General features: G+C 36.7%; 16 protein-coding genes. 9 read left to right on the top strand and 7 right to left on the bottom strand.

Features of this window, described 5'->3' with window-relative positions; translation table 11 throughout:
• Positions 1-240: 240 nt before the first annotated feature.
• The 6 genes from GJU43_RS13015 to guaA all read right to left on the bottom strand — a co-directional run bounded on the left by GJU43_RS13015 (position 241) and on the right by guaA (position 9,106).
• Positions 241-471 (bottom strand): DUF3820 family protein, encoded by a 231-nt coding sequence (locus tag GJU43_RS13015; RefSeq protein ID WP_127337046.1) that lies wholly within the window; start codon positions 469-471, stop codon positions 241-243.
• Between the two features lie 200 nt (positions 472-671).
• Positions 672-2,600: a glucosamine-6-phosphate deaminase gene (gene nagB / locus GJU43_RS13010; RefSeq protein WP_154341181.1), complete on the bottom strand. Its 1,929-nt coding sequence runs from the start codon at positions 2,598-2,600 to the stop codon at positions 672-674.
• 405 nt (positions 2,601-3,005) lie between these two features.
• Positions 3,006-3,407 (bottom strand): OsmC family protein, encoded by a 402-nt coding sequence (locus GJU43_RS13005; protein WP_154341180.1) that lies wholly within the window; start codon positions 3,405-3,407, stop codon positions 3,006-3,008.
• The gene (locus tag GJU43_RS13000; RefSeq protein WP_154341179.1) at positions 3,407-5,512 is read right to left on the bottom strand and encodes a LysM peptidoglycan-binding domain-containing protein; all 2,106 of its coding nucleotides are present in this window, start codon (positions 5,510-5,512) and stop codon (positions 3,407-3,409) included. The genes GJU43_RS13005 and GJU43_RS13000 overlap by 1 nt, the downstream gene beginning before the upstream one ends.
• 91 nt (positions 5,513-5,603) lie before the next feature.
• The gene (locus GJU43_RS12995; RefSeq protein ID WP_154341178.1) at positions 5,604-7,514 is read right to left on the bottom strand and encodes a LysM peptidoglycan-binding domain-containing protein; all 1,911 of its coding nucleotides are present in this window, start codon (positions 7,512-7,514) and stop codon (positions 5,604-5,606) included.
• A gap of 62 nt (positions 7,515-7,576) precedes the next feature.
• Positions 7,577-9,106 carry a glutamine-hydrolyzing GMP synthase gene (gene guaA, locus GJU43_RS12990; protein ID WP_154341177.1) on the bottom strand — a complete coding sequence of 510 codons (1,530 nt, stop codon included), beginning with the start codon at positions 9,104-9,106 and terminating at the stop codon, positions 7,577-7,579.
• 210 nt (positions 9,107-9,316) lie between these two features.
• On the opposite strand from guaA, the gene GJU43_RS12985 reads away from it, so the two are divergent.
• The gene (locus GJU43_RS12985) at positions 9,317-9,844 is read left to right on the top strand and encodes a hypothetical protein (RefSeq protein WP_154341176.1); all 528 of its coding nucleotides are present in this window, start codon (positions 9,317-9,319) and stop codon (positions 9,842-9,844) included.
• Between the two features lie 118 nt (positions 9,845-9,962).
• Here the strand turns inward: GJU43_RS12985 and GJU43_RS12980 are convergent, their stop codons facing one another.
• On the bottom strand, positions 9,963-10,670 hold the full coding sequence (locus GJU43_RS12980; protein WP_154341175.1) for a hypothetical protein: 708 nt from the start codon (positions 10,668-10,670) through the stop codon (positions 9,963-9,965).
• A 272-nt stretch (positions 10,671-10,942) separates the two neighbouring features.
• Here GJU43_RS12980 and GJU43_RS12975 point away from each other — a divergent pair, with 272 nt between their 5' ends.
• The 8 genes from GJU43_RS12975 to GJU43_RS12940 all read left to right on the top strand — a co-directional run bounded on the left by GJU43_RS12975 (position 10,943) and on the right by GJU43_RS12940 (position 18,568).
• The gene (locus tag GJU43_RS12975) at positions 10,943-11,866 is read left to right on the top strand and encodes a DnaJ C-terminal domain-containing protein (protein WP_154341174.1); all 924 of its coding nucleotides are present in this window, start codon (positions 10,943-10,945) and stop codon (positions 11,864-11,866) included.
• Entirely contained in the window at positions 11,859-12,167 is a 309-nt protein-coding gene (locus GJU43_RS12970) for a chaperone modulator CbpM (protein ID WP_154341173.1), read from the top strand. The genes GJU43_RS12975 and GJU43_RS12970 overlap by 8 nt, the downstream gene beginning before the upstream one ends.
• Before the next feature lie 161 nt (positions 12,168-12,328).
• A complete protein-coding gene (locus GJU43_RS12965) occupies positions 12,329-12,712 on the top strand; it encodes a RidA family protein (RefSeq protein WP_154341172.1) in 384 nt (127 codons plus the stop codon).
• 323 nt (positions 12,713-13,035) lie between these two features.
• Positions 13,036-14,280 carry a voltage-gated chloride channel family protein gene (locus tag GJU43_RS12960; RefSeq protein WP_154341171.1) on the top strand — a complete coding sequence of 415 codons (1,245 nt, stop codon included), beginning with the start codon at positions 13,036-13,038 and terminating at the stop codon, positions 14,278-14,280.
• A gap of 373 nt (positions 14,281-14,653) precedes the next feature.
• Complete coding sequence (locus GJU43_RS12955; RefSeq protein WP_154341170.1) at positions 14,654-15,658, top strand: bifunctional oligoribonuclease/PAP phosphatase NrnA; 1,005 nt, start codon at positions 14,654-14,656, stop codon at positions 15,656-15,658.
• A 6-nt stretch (positions 15,659-15,664) separates the two neighbouring features.
• The gene (gene gldI, locus GJU43_RS12950; protein ID WP_154341169.1) at positions 15,665-16,306 is read left to right on the top strand and encodes a gliding motility-associated peptidyl-prolyl isomerase GldI; all 642 of its coding nucleotides are present in this window, start codon (positions 15,665-15,667) and stop codon (positions 16,304-16,306) included.
• A 15-nt stretch (positions 16,307-16,321) separates the two neighbouring features.
• Positions 16,322-17,398: a peptidylprolyl isomerase gene (locus GJU43_RS12945; protein ID WP_154341168.1), complete on the top strand. Its 1,077-nt coding sequence runs from the start codon at positions 16,322-16,324 to the stop codon at positions 17,396-17,398.
• Between the two features lie 27 nt (positions 17,399-17,425).
• Entirely contained in the window at positions 17,426-18,568 is a 1,143-nt protein-coding gene (locus tag GJU43_RS12940) for a peptidylprolyl isomerase (RefSeq protein ID WP_154341167.1), read from the top strand.
• The last annotated feature ends 61 nt before the right edge of the window (positions 18,569-18,629 follow it).

Here is an 18,629-nt window from a genome sequence, read left to right as displayed (position 1 = left end):
GGAATGTAAAAAATAAGGGAAGTACCAGGGATAAGATCCGTACCAGCACGTGATACTTGCTATGGAAGTAAGTTTTGGCATAAAAAAAATTATTACAATTTTAAAAACAGTGATTCTCTACTTCAGCTTTAAAAATTTAAAACTGTTTTGTGGTATCAACTTGTTTTTGAAAATGGTAATAATTTCAATTTCAAAAATAGGAAAAAAAAATCTAATTAAAAGATTTTTCTTACTATTAATTTATGGTTTTGGGTATCTTTTCTTAATGTTACGGATTAATTCCTCCAAGCCGTTTAGTTTTAGCTCGTAGATCAGTTGTAATTGCTGGCCCAGTTCTCCTTTTGGAAATCCTTTATTCTGATACCAGACAACATAATATTCGGGTAAATCAATTAAAAACCGGCCTTCGTATTTCCCGAAAGGCATTTTGGTATGGGCTAATTTTATGAGAAGTTTACTGTCTTGTTCCATTTTTTTAAAAGAAAAAAGAAGCAAGAGAAGAGAATACAGATTGATTCTCTTTCTTGCTTCTTGTTGCTACAAAGCTATTATTATTTTTTATTTTTTGCCAGTTTTAAAATAGTTTTCACTCGCAGTCTCAGTTTACAAGGAGAGCCAACTGATCACTGCGACTGTGACTGCGACTGTAAACTGAGACTATAAACTAATACCTAATAATGCCATCTCACGAAAGCCTCCATTGCGGCATAAGTGGCCAGTCCTAACTGCTGGTACAAATCTGCTGTTTCTGCATTTCGGTCTTCGGCTCTCTGCCAAAATTCCCTGGCGTCTGTTCCCTGAAAAACAACCCCGTCTTTTTGTGACTGGTGTTTGAAGATTCCGTGACGTTTTGCCAACACCTGATCCGGGCTCATCGGTACCGCCATTTCTACTTCGTCAATTCCCCATTCCTGCCATGCTCCACGATACAGCCACAACCAGCAATCATCCATAAATGATTTTGGTTTTAAGGCTTTTACGGCTTCAAAAATAGCATCCAGGCAGACTTTATGGGTTCCGTGCGGATCTGCCAGATCTCCGGCCGCATAAATTTGATGTGGTTTGATTTTTTCAATTAAATCGATTGTCAGCTGAATATCTTCCGGTCCGATAGGTTTTTTCTCGATGGTTCCGGTTTCATAAAACGGAAGTTCCATAAAATGAATCTGATCGTCCTTCAAACCAACAAAATGACTCGTTGCTCTGGCTTCTCCTTTTCTGATTAACCCTTTTATGTAACGAACTTCAGGAATGTCAATTTCACTGTTCTTTTTATTCTCCAGAAAGGTTTGTGCTTTTTGATAGATCGTATCAGCTTCAGCGCTTTTGATTCCGAATTTCTCATTGTAGTCAATCACGAATCTTGCAAAACGTAAGGCCTCGTCGTCAGCAACGGCAATATTCCCTGAGGTTTGGTAGGCTACATGTACTTCATGTCCCTGTTCCTGCAGACGCATGAAAGTTCCTCCCATACTAATAATATCATCATCAGGATGCGGGCTGAAAATCAGGACACGTTTTCTGGCCGGCTCCGCTCTTTCCGGACGGTTGGAATCATCAGCGTTTGGTTTTCCGCCCGGCCAGCCTGTGATGGTATTTTGTAATTTATTGAATATTTTAATATTGATGTCGTATGCCGGACCGGAATCAGCCAGTAAATCACTCATTCCATGTTCGATATAATCGGCATCGGTAAGCATTAAAATTGGTTTTTTAAGCTGAAGTGCTAATCCTAAAACGGCTTTACGGGTTAGCTTATCAGTCCAGATTACTTTTTCGACCAGCCATGGTTTGTTGATTCTGGTAAGTTTGGAAGAGGCTTCTTTATCTAAAATAAAAACAGCGTTGTCATGTTCCTGTAAAAAGGAAGCGGGAACTCTGTTCGTTACTTCGTCTTCTACTGATCTTTTTACGACATTTGCTTTTCCTTCCCCCCAGGCCAGTAAGATTACTCTTTTAGCTTCCATGATTTTTTTAACACCAAGGGTGATTGCTGTTCTTGGTGTATTGCTTAATCCGAAGAAATCTTTACTAGCGGCAACTCTTGTAATATGGTCCAAAGCAACCAAACGTGTTTTAGAGTTTTGCAATGAACCGGATTCGTTAAAACCAATATGTCCATTTCCTCCAATTCCTAAAATCTGCAAATCGATTCCCCCCAAAGCTTCAATTTTAGCTTCATAATCATGGCAATAATCGGCTATTTGTTCTTTTGATAAAAGTCCGTCCGGAACATGGTAATTTTCAGGTAAAATATCGACATGGTCAAACAGCAATTCTTTCATAAAACGAACATAACTGTTGATTGAGTTTGGTTCCATCGGATAATATTCATCCAGATTAAAACTGATTACGTTTTTAAAACTCAATCCTTCTTCTTTATGCAAACGAACCAGTTCTGCATACAACCCTTTTGGGGAAGAACCTGTTGCAAGACCTAAAACACAAGGCTGCCCGTTTTTTTGTTTGAACTGAATTAAAGCTGCAATTTCCTGAGCAACAGCTTTAGAAGCTTCATTGGAATTTTCAAAAACAACCGTATTGATGTTTTCAAATCGTTTTTCGAAGCCTGTTGCTTTGTCTATTTTACTTTTTAACATGATATAGTTTTTTTACTTTTCTAATTATAATTTTCAAATAAAAATTTTATTTTTCACTGGCAAAATCTCACATCAATACATCGCTAAGAAATTAGCAATCATAATTATACAAAGATAAAATCTTTATAAAGCAATTCAGTAAAATTTAAAATTATTGATTTGAAGCAGAATTTGGATTACTTCTTTGATTTCTTATAAAAAAATCCAAAATAAATATTGAAAACAGAATCTCATTTCTGCTTCAATAAATTGCATTATTTTTGCATTAAAATGCATTTTTTTTGCAGAACAAAGATACTACATTATATTTTTACTGACCAAAATCAGGCATGAATATTTTGTTAATTTTTCAATGCAAAAAAAAACCGTCAAGATATTGACGGCTTTATATATTATTTCAAAGCATTACTTCCAGTTAAAAGTAATTTTCTTTTCTATATCTGAATTCAGACTCAAAAACACCGGACAAGTCATCGCAGCGCGTTCCAGAATGGTTCTGTTTTTTTCATCGGCGGTACCTTTCATTTCAAAAATAATTTCTATAGCACCAATTCGTCTTGGTTCAGCATTCATTATTTTCGTTACTTCGGCAGTTGAGTCGTTGAGGCTGATTTCCATATCGCGGGCTTTGATTCCCATAATAGTCATCATACAGCTTGCTAAAGCATTGGCCACCGTATCTGTCGGAGAAAACGCTTCTCCTTTTCCGTTATTGTCTAGTGGTGCATCAGAAATGATTTCACTTCCTGACTGCACATGAACTGATTTTGTTCTTAAATCGCCTAAATAGGTTACTTTTGATGTCATTAATTGGCTACTTTTAAAGTTAAATCTGAATCGTAATATAAAATGTACACCCCTTTGTTGGAATGTCCGCCATCTTCTTTTTTGTAATATTGAAATTTGTTATCAACCTGTTCTGTTGTGAGTAAATCTGCCGTTTCCTGATATGTTTTCCCCTGAACCAGACGCATCATGGTATCAAAAGTAACATCAAAACCTCGGGTAGCGTACGTATTTGGATTGACTTTATTTTTCAGTCTGTATTCTTTTTTAAAGATTAAAACAGCAGGATCATCACTTTCACGGGTAACCGAAGGATACATTAATTTCAGCTTCACTAAGTTCTCAAAACTAATTTCATCTGTATCTAAAGTACTGTTCGGTTCTAAAATCACCAACTGCACCTGACATGTTTTTTGTGCATCCAGCAAAGCTTTTATGGTTGTTTTAACCATGGCAGTATTACCGGTTTCCATCACCACATAATTCATTCTGTTAGGCAACAAAAGGCTTTTCAAGCTGGCAACATCTAAACCACCTGTTTCTGATAAAGCGGCAAAAACAACCCCTTTTTGGTTTTGTTTGATATAATTTATGACCGATTCTTTTTTCTTGTCTACAACAGCAACAATATTTCCGTTTTTAGCGCGCATATAATCAAAAACAGCACTTCTGACCACATCATTTGTTGGAATGGTCTGATACAAATTATCGATCGGGTTGGCTGTATCTTTTGATAATGGGGAGATCACAGGTATATTGTACAAACGCAATGAATTGGCCGTGCTTTCAGCATTTCCCTGATAAAATGGTCCTATAACGGCATTCGCTCCCTGTAATTTGTTCTGAGAAATTAAAGTTGAAACATTTGAGGAGCTTTTTGTTTCCTGTGAATCAAAAATGCTGACATCAATTGGTAATTTCAAAACTTTCGCTGAGTCAATCGCCATCATGGCCCCTGAATAAAAATCAAGTGTCATATTCAGAAACTTATCATTTTTAATTCGATTGGCAGAACTCACGGTATCCGATTGGATTTTTGCCAGATTAAAAGGCAATAATAAAGCTAGTTTTTTACGCTCATTTTGCCCTCTGACCTTAGTCAGCTCTACTACTTCAGGATTTGGTACCACTGTTTCAGATTTTACTTTTTCAAGAATTTTAATCCCTCCCGAAGCTGAATTATCAACTGGTTTTTCTGCTGTTTTTTCAACCTGTTGTGGCTGTTGCTGGGCAATAATCGGAGCAGGTGCCAGGAATCCGGACGGAACCTTTAAAACCATTCCTTCTTTTACGCCTTCAGAAAGTGACGGATTCAACTCTGTTAATTCGGCCTGTGTTAACTGAAATGTTCTGGACAAACTGTACAGCGTTTCTTTTGGCTTCACCTGATAATCCATATAGGTGGTGCCTTTTTTAACCGCTTCATCTGCTTTTTTAGTTTCGGCAGGTTTAGAAACACTGGCAGTAACCGCAGTATTTGCTTCCGTTTTAGGAGCTGTTCCTTTAATAGTTACGCGATATCCCACAGGTAAATTGGAAACAATTTCAGGATTGCGTTTTTCTAAATCTTCAACATTAGTTTTGTACTCTTTTGCAATCGAATATTTGGTTTCTTTTGGCAAAACATCGTGATATACATACTTTTCAGTACCAGTTGTTTTAACCGCTTTGGCAGTTGTTGCTGCAACCGTTTTTACCGCACCTCCCTTTGAAGGAATGGTAAGTGTCTGACCAATTTGCAGGCCATTGGTTACCAAAAACGGATTTGCCGTTTTTAATGCTTCATCAGAAATGCCATATTTTTTCTCTATACCGAAAAGTGTTTCTTTTGGCTGCACTTCATGCGTGATTGTTTTTCCCGATGCAGCATTTTTTGTTGCTGCAACTTCTTTTTTTACGACACTCGCCTTGCCTGCAGTTGGAATCAGTAAAACTGTATTAGGCGTCAATCCAGTGCGTGCATCAGGATTTAAAGAGTAAATATCATAAGGCGTAACCTTAAATTTCTCGGCAATCTGATTGATGGTTTCTCCACTTGAAACTTTATACTTCACCACTTTTTCCTGAGAAAAAGCAGAACTGGTGACTAAAAAAACAAGAGATAATAATGTAAAATAATATTTCATAATAGGGCTTAAACAATTTAATTTATTTCAAAAAACAAGATACTAATTTTTGTCAAAGCAAGATTCAGGCCACTTGTTATTTTTTCGATTATTATCTCAGATCAATTTCAACCTTTGCAATAATAATGTTCTTATATAACTCATCTTCTTCATTTTTCTTGCATTCATATAAAACTTCTTCCATATTTTGGTACTTATCCCTGTAAACATAGTACGAAAGGCTGTTTATATTGAAGAAAAAACTAGCATTAAAATCACCTGAATCAATAAGTTTCATAATCAGCTTATCTCTGGGTGACGCATCGGTAAATATACCTAAAACTAAGTAATAGCCGTTTGAAACTTCTTTAAGATTATCATAAACTTCGATCTTAATATTCTTTTCGTTTTTGAACGGATTTTCTTTCAGTTCACGTTTCATTTCTTCCGGCGAGACCGATTTTGAACTTTCAGCCGGTTCCGTTTTTTGATTCTTAATCGCTTCGTCCTGGTATTTTTTTAATTTCATCAAGGCTACTTTATCATCAAATTTTCGGGCTTCCATACTGTAATACGTCGCTTTACTGATATGGCGTTTGATTTCGATAGTTTTCTGTGTATCAAGGGAATCAATTTTAGCAATTAACAATTGATTTTGCGCATCGCCTTGTTCCTGCTCTATTTTGTACCGTTTTATTTCGTCAAGCGAAAGACGCTGTTGTAAGGAAGTGACGTTATTGTTTTTTTCGCTTTCACGGATTTTCTTTTTGTACTCCTGATTTTCCTCGAGCGCAATTCGCTCGACCTTGTTCATTAAACCTGCATACGCTTTTCGGTTTTCGGCCAGTTCTTTTTTTAGTTGCGAAGATAAATCGCTTGTTTTACTAATGCTTTCATAGGATTGTTTTTCCAGTCGTTTTGATTCATCCACATTCAGCACATCCATTCTTTTCAATTCGACTAAATCATTGTTCATTGTATTGACCAACGAATCTAATTTAGCCATTAAAATATCCTGTACATTTTTATTGGCTTCCAGAACCAGACGCAGTTTTTCAACCGAATTTTCTTTGGAACCGTTCATATCGTTCAGATTGACTTTCAAATCATTGATTTTTATAATCTTCTGATTCATTTCTTTCTGAACAACCAATCGGTCTTTTAAGTCTTCCAGTTCAACTGTTTTCGCTTTTCCTTTTTCAACTACCACTTGTTTTTCGGCCAGAGCCAGCATCAGTTCTTCACGCTCATTCGCTGGTTTTATTTCCTTCGTATTAATTGCCAGTTTATTGCCCACAATTAATCCGTTTACGATTTCAGGATTCTGAGATTCTAACTGTTCAATTGAAATTCCGTATTTTTTGGCAATCGAGAATTTGGTTTCTTTGGGTTCCACTACATGAAAAACAGTTTCCTGATTGATGACACGAACTCTTCCGTCGAGTGTTTTTCTTTTGTTTGGAATTGAAATGGTCTGACCAATCTGCAATCCGTTTTGAAGCAGTTCTTTATTCAGATTTTCCAAATCCTGGACCGAAACATTATAGTGTCTGGCAATACTGAACAAAGATTCTTTGGCAACGACCTGATGGGTTACTTTTGAAGAAGCTGTATTTTCAGTTTTCGAAAGATTTGCAGCAGGTGACGGAATAGTTAATTCCTGACCAATCTGGAGTCCGCCGGCAAGAATAGGGTTGGCATTCTGAAGCGCTTCAACAGATACATTATATTGTTTCGATAATCCGAAAAGGGTTTCTTTAGCACCAACAATATGAGTGATTTGCTGATTTGAATTTTGTTTTTCTGCGGGGTGAACAGGAATCTTAATAATTTGATTGTCCTTGATGCCACTCTCCGATTCGGGGTTGAGTTTGTAAATTTCTTCAACAGAGACCTTATATTTCTGGGCAATAAAATAAGCAGTTTCTCCTTTTTGAATTTTGTGTTCAATAATTGAATCTTGCGCAGTTATTCTGTTAAAAGACAAAATAAAGACAAGAGAAATCGTTAAAAGTTCTCTCATAAATAGTAGGTTATAAAAAATTAAGGCGTTACAAATGTAACGCCTTAATTTGAAAAATAGTACTATTCCCACTCAATTGTTGCAGGTGGTTTTGAACTTATATCGTAAACCACACGATTCACGCCTTTTACTTTATTTATAATATCGTTGGACACTTTCATTAAGAAATCATAAGGTAAATGAACCCAGTCGGCAGTCATACCATCTGTAGATTCAACAGCTCTAAGCGCTACTACTTTTTCGTACGTACGCTCATCGCCCATCACACCAACGCTGTTTACCGGAAGCAGAATTGCTCCTGCCTGCCAAACCTTGTCGTATAATCCCCATGATTTTAATCCGTCGATAAAAACGGCATCAACATCCTGTAATATCTGAACTTTCTCAGGAGTAATATCTCCCAGAATTCTGATCGACAATCCAGGTCCCGGGAAAGGGTGTCTTCCTAATAATTCAGGGTCTATTCCTAAAGTAGCACCTACTCTTCGAACTTCGTCTTTAAACAACATACGAAGCGGTTCTACAATTTTTAATTTCATATAATCCGGCAATCCGCCCACATTGTGGTGTGATTTAATGGTTGCCGATGGTCCTTTTACAGAAACCGATTCGATGACGTCAGGATAAATAGTTCCCTGCGCCAGCCATTTTACGTCTTCGATTAAATGTGATTCATCGTCAAAAACTTCGATAAATACACGTCCAATGGTTTTACGTTTGGTTTCCGGATCACTGATTCCGGCTAATTCACCTAAGAAACGATCTCCGGCATCTACTCCTTTTACGTTCAGTCCCATTCCTTTGTACTGATCCAGTACATTTTGGAATTCGTTTTTACGAAGCAATCCGTTATTTACAAAAATACAGTATAAGTTTTTACCGATCGCCTGGTGTAATAAAACCGCCGCTACAGTAGAATCTACTCCGCCTGACAATCCTAAAACCACTTTATCATTCCCTAATTTCTCTTTCAGTTCTCCCACCATTTCTTCTACGAAAGCATTTGGCGTGAAATTTTGAGGTACTTCGGCAATATTTACTAAAAAGTTTTCCAGCATTTTTGATCCGTCTGTCGAATGGAAAACTTCCGGATGGTACTGAATACCATAAGTAGTTTCGCCCTCAATTTTGAAAGCTGCATATTCTACGTCATGCGTGCTTGCTAATTTTACCGCATTGGTTGGCAAAGCCTTGATACTATCGCTGTGGCTCATCCAAACCTGACTGTTTTCTGAAACTCCGTTAAAGAAAACTTCATTCTCTTTAATATAAGATAAATTAGCTCTGCCGTATTCTCTGGTGTTTGAGGCGGCTACTTCTCCACCGCTAAAGTGTGCTAAATATTGCGCTCCGTAACAAACTGCCAACATGGGAAGCTTGCCTCGAATTTGAGATAAATCAGGATGTGGCGCATCTTCTGCACGAACAGAAAAAGGGCTTCCTCCTAATATTACGGCTTTATAAGGTGATAAATCACTAGGAAAGTGATTGTAAGGAAAAATTTCGCAGAATATATTTAATTCGCGAACTCTACGCGCAATAAGCTGTGTATATTGCGATCCGAAATCTAAAATAAGTACGTTGTGTTGCATGCGCAAAAATACTTTTTATATTCGAATTTGAAAAATGGAATTTTGATTTTTTTTTCTAAAAAAGGTTCTGAGGTTCTGAGTCACTAAGGTTCTGAGTTTTTACCGCTAAAAAAAAGAAAAAAAACTTAGTTCCTTAGCACCTTAGAAACTTATTATCTTTACAAAAAACCAAATCCCTCAAAAAATCGTATTTAGAAAAAACCCATACTTATGAAATCAAAATTAACTGCCCTTTCTCTTTTCCTGTTCTTATTATTAAGTTCTTGTAATGCTGTTGACGATTTACTGACTTTCACTATTTCTAATAATGCATCAATTCAGATAAAAAGTACTTCACCGATTAATTTACCTTCGGAGATTGTAACACCGGATGTGACTACAAATTCCTCCGCTGAATTTAAAAATAACAACACCAAAGCGAGTCTGGTAAAAGACGTAAAATTAAAATCACTGAAATTAACAATTACAGATCCCGACGGAAAAACATTTACGTTTTTAAAATCGATTCATTTGTATATCTCGACAACTGATTCTGATGAAATAGAACTGGCCTATCAGGATAACATCAATTCAACAACCAATACGATCGATCTGATTAGTACAGATGCCCGATTAGATAAATACATCAAAGCAGATCAATATAAAATCAGAACAAAAGTTACGTTAAAAGAAACGCTTACGAAAGATGTTACGGTGAAAGCAGATATGAAGTTTAATGTTACTGCTGATCCGTTTTGATTTTTTTTTTAAGGCTCTGAGGTGCTGAGTTGCTAAGGTGCTGAGATTTTAGTTCCTAAAAAAAGAAAAAAACTTAGTAACCTAGAGCCTTAGAAGCTTAGCATCTAACTAAAAAAGATTACTCTCTGGTCACTACGATTGAAGCTTTGAAACCGGCTGCAAGATTATTCCAGTAGTCATTTGTGATTAATACGCCTTTGTCATCGTAAACGCGGATTTCGGCAGTATTTCCGCCTAATGCTCCTATATTTAAGGCTTCGAAATCCAATTTATTAAAGCCGGGTGCCAGATTAATTTTTACTTCCTGAAATTCGGAATCCAATAATACCTGACTTCTCACCACCTGATCATTATTGGAAACCTTCACCAAGTCGCCATCGATAGCACCAAAATCACGGAATTTTACAATGAAGAAACCAGCCTTGGTTTTAAAATCCCCTAGAGAAATATTTTTCTTCACCAATTCTCCCCTGCCTTCTCTGAGCCCTTCCGCTTTTAAAGCCTTATCGAGGTCTTTTTCCATTTTCGCAACATAACGATCTCCCGGATTGGCAAAATCAGTTTCTGTAGACATGGTGAATTTGCTTTTCTCCTCTCCTATCTGAAGTTTGGATTTTTGGGTTATTGTGGTATTATCAAAAACATTCGGTGTTTTTATACTTGGAATTTCTGAATTATCAGCTTTAGGATCTTTAACTTCCGGAAGTTTTTTAGGTTTCGCGCTAAATTTAGGGGCCGGAATGGACTTGAACTTTGTACTAAATTCAGTTTGGGCTGATACTGTTATAGCAGTAAAAAATAATATGAAAAATAAAATGTGCTTCATTGAAAAAAGTATTATCGATGGGCTTTTATAATTATTACAGAATTAAAGTATAGCTTCACAAAAATAGTATAATTTAAACAGGCACTACAACTTTAAGAGTTTTATAACAATATATTAGGCTAATTTTTGGAAAACAAAAAACCTGCCAGAAATTAAAACCGTCTTTTATTTTTCCCCCCTGTTCGTTTATCTCAAAAATATAGCATTTTGATAATTAGTAACTTATTCCTAACTTCAATGTTTTAATTTTCATTTCGTAAAAACCAATAAAAATGGATTACATAGACTATTATAAAACATTAGAAATTACAAAAACTGCTACTGAAGCCGAAATAAAAAAAGCCTATCGAAAAGCAGCGCGTAAATACCATCCTGATCTGAATCCGAATGATAAGGAAGCGGAGAAAAAATTCAAGGAAATTAACGAGGCCAATGAAGTTTTAAGCAATCCCGAAAATCGAAAAAAATACGATAAATACGGAAAAGACTGGAAACATGCCGATGAATTTGAAAAATCGGGATACGACCCCAACCAACAGCAATATTCAAGACAGCAACAGGGAGGCAATCAAAGTTATACTGACTTTGGCAGCGGTGATTTTTCAGGAAGTGATTTTTCTGATTTCTTTAATTCCATGTACGGATCTTCGGGAAGAAGTTCCAGAAGTCAGGCAAAATACAGAGGGCAGGATTTCAATGCGGAGCTACAGTTAGACTTAGCTTCGGCTTACACTACCCATAAACAAAATCTTACGGTTAATGGCAAGAACATCAGAATAACAATTCCCGCCGGAGTTGAAAACGGCCAGATAATCAAAATTCCGAATCACGGTGCACCCGGTGCCAATGGCGGACCAAATGGCGATTTGTACATTACGTTTTTGATCGATAATGATTCGGATTTCAAAAGGGAAGGCAATAATTTATACGCTAATGCTGACCTAGATTTATATACGGCTATTTTAGGCGGAGAAATCTATGTGAATACTTTTGATGGAAAGGTAAAAATAAAAGTACCTGCCGAAACCCAGCCCGGAACCAAAGTAAAACTGAAAGGAAAAGGATTTCCGGTGTACAAAAAAGACAATCAGTTTGGGGATTTGTACATTACCTATACTTTAAAAATTCCGACAAAATTATCCGCAAAAGAAAAAGAATTATTCGAAGAATTAGCTAAATTAAGAAATCATGGATAGTAAAAACTTAATTCAAATCAAACAATTTTGTGTGTACCACGAAATTGAATATACCTTTATAACCGAGCTGCACAATTATGGCTTGGTACAGATTATTATGCTGGAAGAAGACGAATACCTGCAGCCTGAACAACTGCCTGCTGTCGAAAAAATGATTCGCCTGCATTATGACCTTAAAATCAATCTGGAAGGCATTGATGTTATCGCGAACCTGTTAAACAAAATCGAAGTATTGCAGCAAAACCTGACGGCTACCCAAAACAAACTTCGCCTTTACGAACAGCATCAAATGGAAGAATAAATAAAATCCTATCGAATCAAAATATCACAAAAAAGAATCATTTACAAAGGGATTTCAAAGGAATAAAGTTCGTTATCAGCGGCATATTTTATAAATTGCAGCAAAATTAACTAACCCGGATTTTGACTTAAAAAAAAAGCAAATTCGATAAAACAGAAGAAATGAAAAGAGAAAACATCTTAACAGGATCACCCTGGGAGGACAAAATGGGATATTGCCGTGCGGTACGAATTGGCAATATCATTGAAGTTTCAGGAACTGTGGCGATTGTTGACGGTGAAAAAGTAAAAGCTGACGATGCTTATGCCCAAACCTACAATATCCTCGAACGTGTTGAAAAAGTGCTGGAAGATCTGAATGTCGGAATGAAAGATGTCATCAGGACCCGAATTTTCACCACTAACATTACGACTTTTGAAGACGTAGCAAGAGCGCACTCTTCCTTTTTTAAAGATGTAAAACCGACAACCGGCTTTTATGAAATCAGCAAACTGGTGGCTCCTGAATATTTAGTTGAAATTGAATTTACCGCTGTTGTTCAGTAATTTTTTGCCACAACCCGACCGAAGGGAACAGGCGAAGCAATTACACTAATTTTTACTAATTTTTTTGCCACTGATTAAAATGATTATTCCATTTTCGTGAATTATTAATGATCTAATTCGTGGAAATTGTGCAATTCGTAGCTAAAAAAAATTTGAAATACTTAGTATTTTTTCTTTTGCCACTAATCGCACGAATTTTCGCTAATTTTTTTTGCCACTGATAAAAAAGGATTAGAATGATTATTTAATTTCTTTAATTAATCATGCTCTAATTCGTGGAAATTCGTGAAATTCGTGGCTAAAAAAAACTACTCCAATAATTAATGAAGTTTCAAAACTCAAAACAAATACTTTTTACAACAGTCAAATGGATTTTCATTTGCCTTTTAATCGGTATTTTATCTGGATCCGCCTCAGCTTTTTTTCTGGTTGCGCTGGAATGGGTGACACAATTTAGAATACAGCATGATTGGATCATCTGGCTTTTACCTTTTGGCGGATTACTTGTTGGATTGAGTTATTACTATTGGGGTGAATCTGTCGTAAAAGGCAATAATCTGTTGTTGGAAGAATACGAAAATCCAAAAAAAGTAATTCCTTTAAAAATGGCTCCTTTAGTTCTCTTAGGAACCTTACTTACGCATTTATTTGGCGGTTCTGCAGGTCGTGAAGGCACGGCCGTACAAATGGGGGGAGCGATTGCCGATCAGTTTACCAAACTTTTTAAACTCGATACTACTGAACGAAAAATTCTGATTATCCTCGGAATCAGTGCGGGTTTTGCCTCTGTTTTCGGAACACCTCTGGCCGGTGCTATTTTTGCTTTGGAAGTAGTGTATTTTAGTAAAATCAATTTAAAAAGTATTTTTCTATCTTTTCTGGTAGCATATTCTGCTTATTTTACCGTTGAATTTTGGCAGGTCAAACACACCCATTACAGCATTCCGGATGTTCCTGAAATCAGTCTGAACAATCTTTTTTACACCGTCCTAATCAGTATCTTATTCGGAATTGCGGCCTTATTATTTTCGAGAACGACTCATTTTTGGGGTTCTCTTTTTTCAAAATATATCAAATATCCTCCGCTTCGTCCGTTTGTGGGAGGAATCTTTTTAGCCATCGCCATTGCGGGTTTCGGCTTTACAAAATTCTCCGGACTGGGCGTTCCGGTAATTGTCGATTCTTTTTCAACAGCCAATCCGTGGTATGACTTTTTACTGAAAATTTTATTTACCGGATTTACCTTGGGTGCCGGATTTAAAGGTGGTGAAGTAACTCCGTTATTTTTTGTCGGTGCTACTTTAGGAAGCACTTTATCGCTTGTAGTACCCATGCCGATTGCGCTTTTGGCCGGAATGGGTTTTGTAGCCGTATTTTCGGGTGCCACCCACACTCCCATTGCCTGCACCATCATGGGAATCGAATTATTCGGACTTCAGACCGGACTTTTTATCGCTATTGCCTGTATTGTTGCCTATTTTTCTTCTGGCTCCACGGGGATTTATAAATCGCAGATTGTAAAGGGTGCTAAGTATAAATTGTATCGAAAATTAAATTCCAATTTTTAAATTCCAAATTCCAAACTTAAATGTTCATCTCATAGTTCATAATTTATAAATCACAAATTGTAAAAGATGACAAGCATAAACTGTATCAAAAATTAAATTCCAATTTTTAAAATCCAAATTCCAAACCTAAATCTTCATCTCATAGTTCATAATTTATAAATCACAAATTGTAAAAGATGACAAGCATAAACTGCATCAAAGATTAAATTCCAATTTTTAAAATCCAAATTCCAAACTTAAATCTTTATCTCATAACCCAAAACCCACAACTCATAACCCACAACTCACAACTCATAACTCATAACTTTATAAAAGTGTGTTAATCTCGAAAATGTTTTCAGCATTACATTAAAAAAATGTAAATTCGCACACTATGAAAATACAAGATATTCAGGCGATCCAATTGTTGCTCGCAACCCCAAAGAAAATCGCTATAATTCCGCATAGAGGTCCAGATGGCGATGCCATGGGTTCTACACTGGCTTTATACCACTTTTTATTAAAAAACAATCACTTTCCAACCGTGATTGCTCCCAATGATTTTCCGGATTTCTTAGCCTGGTTACCCGGTTCTGAAACGGTTAAAATATTTGAAAAAGACACCGAAAATTGCACTAAAATATTAGAAGAAGCTGAAGTAATTTTTACACTTGATTTCAATGCTTTTCATCGTACGGGAGAAATGGAGCATACTTTAGCAAAGCTAAAAGCGCCTTTTATCATGATCGATCATCATCAGAAACCAGATGATTATGCCACCTACACGTACTCTGATACTTCTTTTGGTTCTACCTGTGAAATGATTTATAATTTCATTTCGTTTTTAGGCAAAAAAGACGACTTAGACAAAACTATTGCGACCTGTATTTATACCGGAATATTGACCGATTCAGGCTCCTTCCGTTTTCCGAAAACTACCGGAAATACGCATCGAATTGTGGCGGATTTAATTGATTTAGGCGTAGAAAATACCGAAATTCCGGTTTTATTATTTGACAACAGCTCCTACAGCCGTTTACAATTATTAGGTCGCGCTTTACAGAACATGAAAGTTTTTGAAGAGCATAAAACTTCCTACACTACACTGACACAAAGCGAACTGGATGCCTTTAATTACATCAAAGGCGATACCGAAGGAATCGTTAATTACGGATTAAGTATAAAAGGAATTGATTTTACTGCTATTTTTATAGAAAATAAAGACGAGAAAATCATCAAAATTTCCTTCCGCTCGCAGGGAGGATTTGATGTGAATCAGTTTGCAAGAGATCATTTCAACGGTGGAGGACATACCAATGCCGCCGGCGGAAGATCGGAAATTTCAATGGAAGAGACCGTTAAAAAGTTTGAAGATTTAGTAACTAAACTAACCCTATAACCTACTATGAATTACTTAAAACTAAGCATTTCTGCCCTGCTTTTTGCCGTTTTATGTGTTGGCTGCAAACAGCATGAAGAAGCCAGAAGACCTATTTCAAGAGCTTCGGGAACTTTCATGAAAAAATCAGCTGACCGCAATAAAAAACTGGTTGCCAGTGAAGAAGATGTCATTAAAAATATCATTAAAAGCAACCCGAAAGTAAAGTATTATGCTTCCCAAAAAGGATATTGGTATTCGTATGAAGAACAAAATACGGCTGATACTTTAAAACCAAAAAGAGGCGATATCGCTTATTATAATTTAGAGGTAAAAGATATAAAAGGCAAAGTTATTTATGCTGAATCGGAACTGGGCCCGCAAACGTACCATGTTGACAAACAGGAAATCATGATGGGATTGCGTGACGGTATTAAACTGATGCACAAAAACGAAACTGTCAACTTTTTATTTCCATCACACATGGCCTATGGCTATCACGGAGACAACAACAAAATCGGAACCAATCAATCCCTGATCTGCACGGTTACCCTTCGTAATTTTGTTCCGGAAGAAGCACCTGCGACAACCGTTCCTTCAACACCATCTTCAAAACCGGTCGCTACAAAGCCGGCAGTTCAAACTAAAAAAGACACTTTAAACCCATAACAAAACAGTTAAAAAATGAAAAAGAGTATTTTAATATTACTATTAGCCGCTACCTCGTTTTATTCTTGTAAAGACAAACACAGTGACCTTCCGGATGGTTTGTATGCTGAAATTGAAACCAATAAAGGAAGTATTATTGTAGAACTGGATTATAAAAAAGCACCTGTTACGGTGGCCAATTTTGTAACCCTGGCTGAAGGTAAAAATGAATTCGTGACGAATGAAGACCTTAAAAACAAACCCTTCTACAACGGATTAAAATTTCACAGAGTTATTGAAGATTTTATGATTCAGAGCGGCGATCCGTTAGGAACAGGTTCTGGTGATACCGGATACAAATTTAAAGATGAAATCAGTGATTTAAGATTTGATAAAGGCGGTGTATTAGCGATGGCCAATAACGGTCCGGGAACAAACAGCAGCCAGTTTTTTATCACGCATGTTGAAACGCCATGGTTAGACGGAAAACATACTATTTTCGGTCATGTAGTCGATAAAGGAATGGAAGTAGTAAACAAAGTGGTGCAAGGTGACAACATTGTATCAGTAACGATTATCAGAAATGGCGAAGCCGCTAAAAAGTTTGATGCTGTAAAAGTATTTCATGACTATTTTTCTGAAATAGCAAAAGAACAAGGAAAATTTGCAGGAGTTCAAAAAGAAAAAGTAGCCTACTACGCGTCATTAAAACCAAAAGCGACCAAAACAAGTAGTGGTTTAGAATATGTTATTACCGAAAAAGGTGCAGGTAAAAAACCGGCAACCGGAACTCAAATATACATTCATTATGCAGGATTCTTAGAAAACGGAACTTTATTTGATACCAGTATTGAAGACGTGGCGAAGACTTTCGGAAAATTCGATCAGGCAAGAGCCGAAGCTAAAGCGTATCAGCCAATTCCTTTTCAGGCAGGTCGTAAAGACGGTATGATTCCCGGATTTATCGAAGGAATCGAGAAACTTTCTTTTGGTGACAAAGCGGTTCTTTTCATTCCATCACACTTAGCGTATGGACAAGCCGGAGCCGGAGCAGTTATTCCGCCAAATGCGAATATCATTTTCGAAATCCAATTGTTAGAGAAACCACAATAATTAATATAGACTTAAATTCGAAACGCAATGAAATTTAAATTTCTATTCTTATTCTGCCTTGCAGTAGTAAATATTCAGGCACAAACGACAAAGAAAACCACTGCAAAAAAACCGGCCGGAAAAACAACAACAGCCAAAGCAGTTACTAAAACCATAAATCCTGCAGAAGGAATTTTTGCAACCATTTCTACCACTAAAGGCGATATCGTTTTGTCTCTGGAATACGTAAAAGCTCCTGTAACAGTGGCTAACTTTATCTCTTTGGCAGAAGGTAAAAATCCGAATGTAAAAGTGGAGAAACTAAAAGGAAAACCGTTTTATGACGGACTGAAATTCCACAGAGTGATCAATGACTTTATGATTCAGGGTGGTGATCCTGACGGAAACGGTTCAGGCGGACCGGGTTATTCTTTTAAAGATGAATTCGTACCGGAATTAAAATTCGAAAAAGGCGGTGTTCTGGCTATGGCCAATTCAGGTCCGGCTACAAACGGAAGCCAGTTTTTCATCACACATAAAGATACACCATGGTTAAACGGAAAACATACTATTTTCGGTCATGTGGTTTCAGGAATGGATGTGGTAAATAAAATTGTTCAGGATGATATCATGACAAAAATTACGATTACCCGCAAAGGTGCTGCAGCAAAGAAATTTGATGCCTTAAAAGTAATCAGTGATGATGCCAAAAAAGGAGAAGCTCAAAAAGCTGAAAGTCAAAAAGTAGTGACCGAGAAAGCCGCTTATTTTGCCGCTACTAAAGCGACTGCCACTGCAACGGTTTCTGGCTTAAAATATAAAATTACCCAAAAAGGTTCCGGTGTAAAATTACCGGAAGGATCTACCATTTATTTCCATTACGCCGGTTATTTCGAAGATGGAAATCTTTTTGACAGCAGCATTGCCAATGTAGCAAAAGCGTATGGTAAATATGATGCGAACAGAGATGCACAAAAAGGATATCAGGCTTTTCCATTCGTAGTAGGTAAAAAAGACGGAATGATTCCAGGTTTTATCGAAGCTCTAGACATGATGACTGATGGTGAAAAAGCCATATTCTTTCTTCCTGCAAGCTTAGCTTACGGAGAAAAAGGTGCAGGAGGTGTAATTCCGCCAAACGCTACTTTGGTTTTCGAAATCGAAACCTATAACGCTCAGCCTGTAAAGTAATTGTTGCAGATTGATTTTCAGTATAAACTAAACCATCAAAATTTATTTTTGGTGGTTTTTT

It is taken from the genome of Flavobacterium sp. LC2016-23 (genome assembly GCF_009674775.1).
GTDB lineage: Bacteria > Bacteroidota > Bacteroidia > Flavobacteriales > Flavobacteriaceae > Flavobacterium.
The sequence above is the reverse complement of the archived record's forward strand: the minus strand, read 5'-3'. Positions and strand labels throughout refer to the sequence as shown.

Coding starts and splice junctions, on each gene's coding strand:
- gldI (WP_154341169.1), top strand. CDS start 15,665: ATGAATTACTTAAAACTAAGCATTTCTGCCCTGCTTTTTGCCGTTTTA.
- GJU43_RS12970 (WP_154341173.1), top strand. CDS start 11,859: ATGGATAGTAAAAACTTAATTCAAATCAAACAATTTTGTGTGTACCAC.
- GJU43_RS12980 (WP_154341175.1), bottom strand. CDS start 10,670: ATGAAGCACATTTTATTTTTCATATTATTTTTTACTGCTATAACAGTA.
- GJU43_RS13005 (WP_154341180.1), bottom strand. CDS start 3,407: ATGACATCAAAAGTAACCTATTTAGGCGATTTAAGAACAAAATCAGTT.
- GJU43_RS12965 (WP_154341172.1), top strand. CDS start 12,329: ATGAAAAGAGAAAACATCTTAACAGGATCACCCTGGGAGGACAAAATG.
- GJU43_RS12995 (WP_154341178.1), bottom strand. CDS start 7,514: ATGAGAGAACTTTTAACGATTTCTCTTGTCTTTATTTTGTCTTTTAAC.
- nagB (WP_154341181.1), bottom strand. CDS start 2,600: ATGTTAAAAAGTAAAATAGACAAAGCAACAGGCTTCGAAAAACGATTT.
- guaA (WP_154341177.1), bottom strand. CDS start 9,106: ATGCAACACAACGTACTTATTTTAGATTTCGGATCGCAATATACACAG.
- GJU43_RS12945 (WP_154341168.1), top strand. CDS start 16,322: ATGAAAAAGAGTATTTTAATATTACTATTAGCCGCTACCTCGTTTTAT.
- GJU43_RS12960 (WP_154341171.1), top strand. CDS start 13,036: ATGAAGTTTCAAAACTCAAAACAAATACTTTTTACAACAGTCAAATGG.
- GJU43_RS12955 (WP_154341170.1), top strand. CDS start 14,654: ATGAAAATACAAGATATTCAGGCGATCCAATTGTTGCTCGCAACCCCA.
- GJU43_RS13000 (WP_154341179.1), bottom strand. CDS start 5,512: ATGAAATATTATTTTACATTATTATCTCTTGTTTTTTTAGTCACCAGT.
- GJU43_RS12975 (WP_154341174.1), top strand. CDS start 10,943: ATGGATTACATAGACTATTATAAAACATTAGAAATTACAAAAACTGCT.
- GJU43_RS12985 (WP_154341176.1), top strand. CDS start 9,317: ATGAAATCAAAATTAACTGCCCTTTCTCTTTTCCTGTTCTTATTATTA.
- GJU43_RS12940 (WP_154341167.1), top strand. CDS start 17,426: ATGAAATTTAAATTTCTATTCTTATTCTGCCTTGCAGTAGTAAATATT.
- GJU43_RS13015 (WP_127337046.1), bottom strand. CDS start 471: ATGGAACAAGACAGTAAACTTCTCATAAAATTAGCCCATACCAAAATG.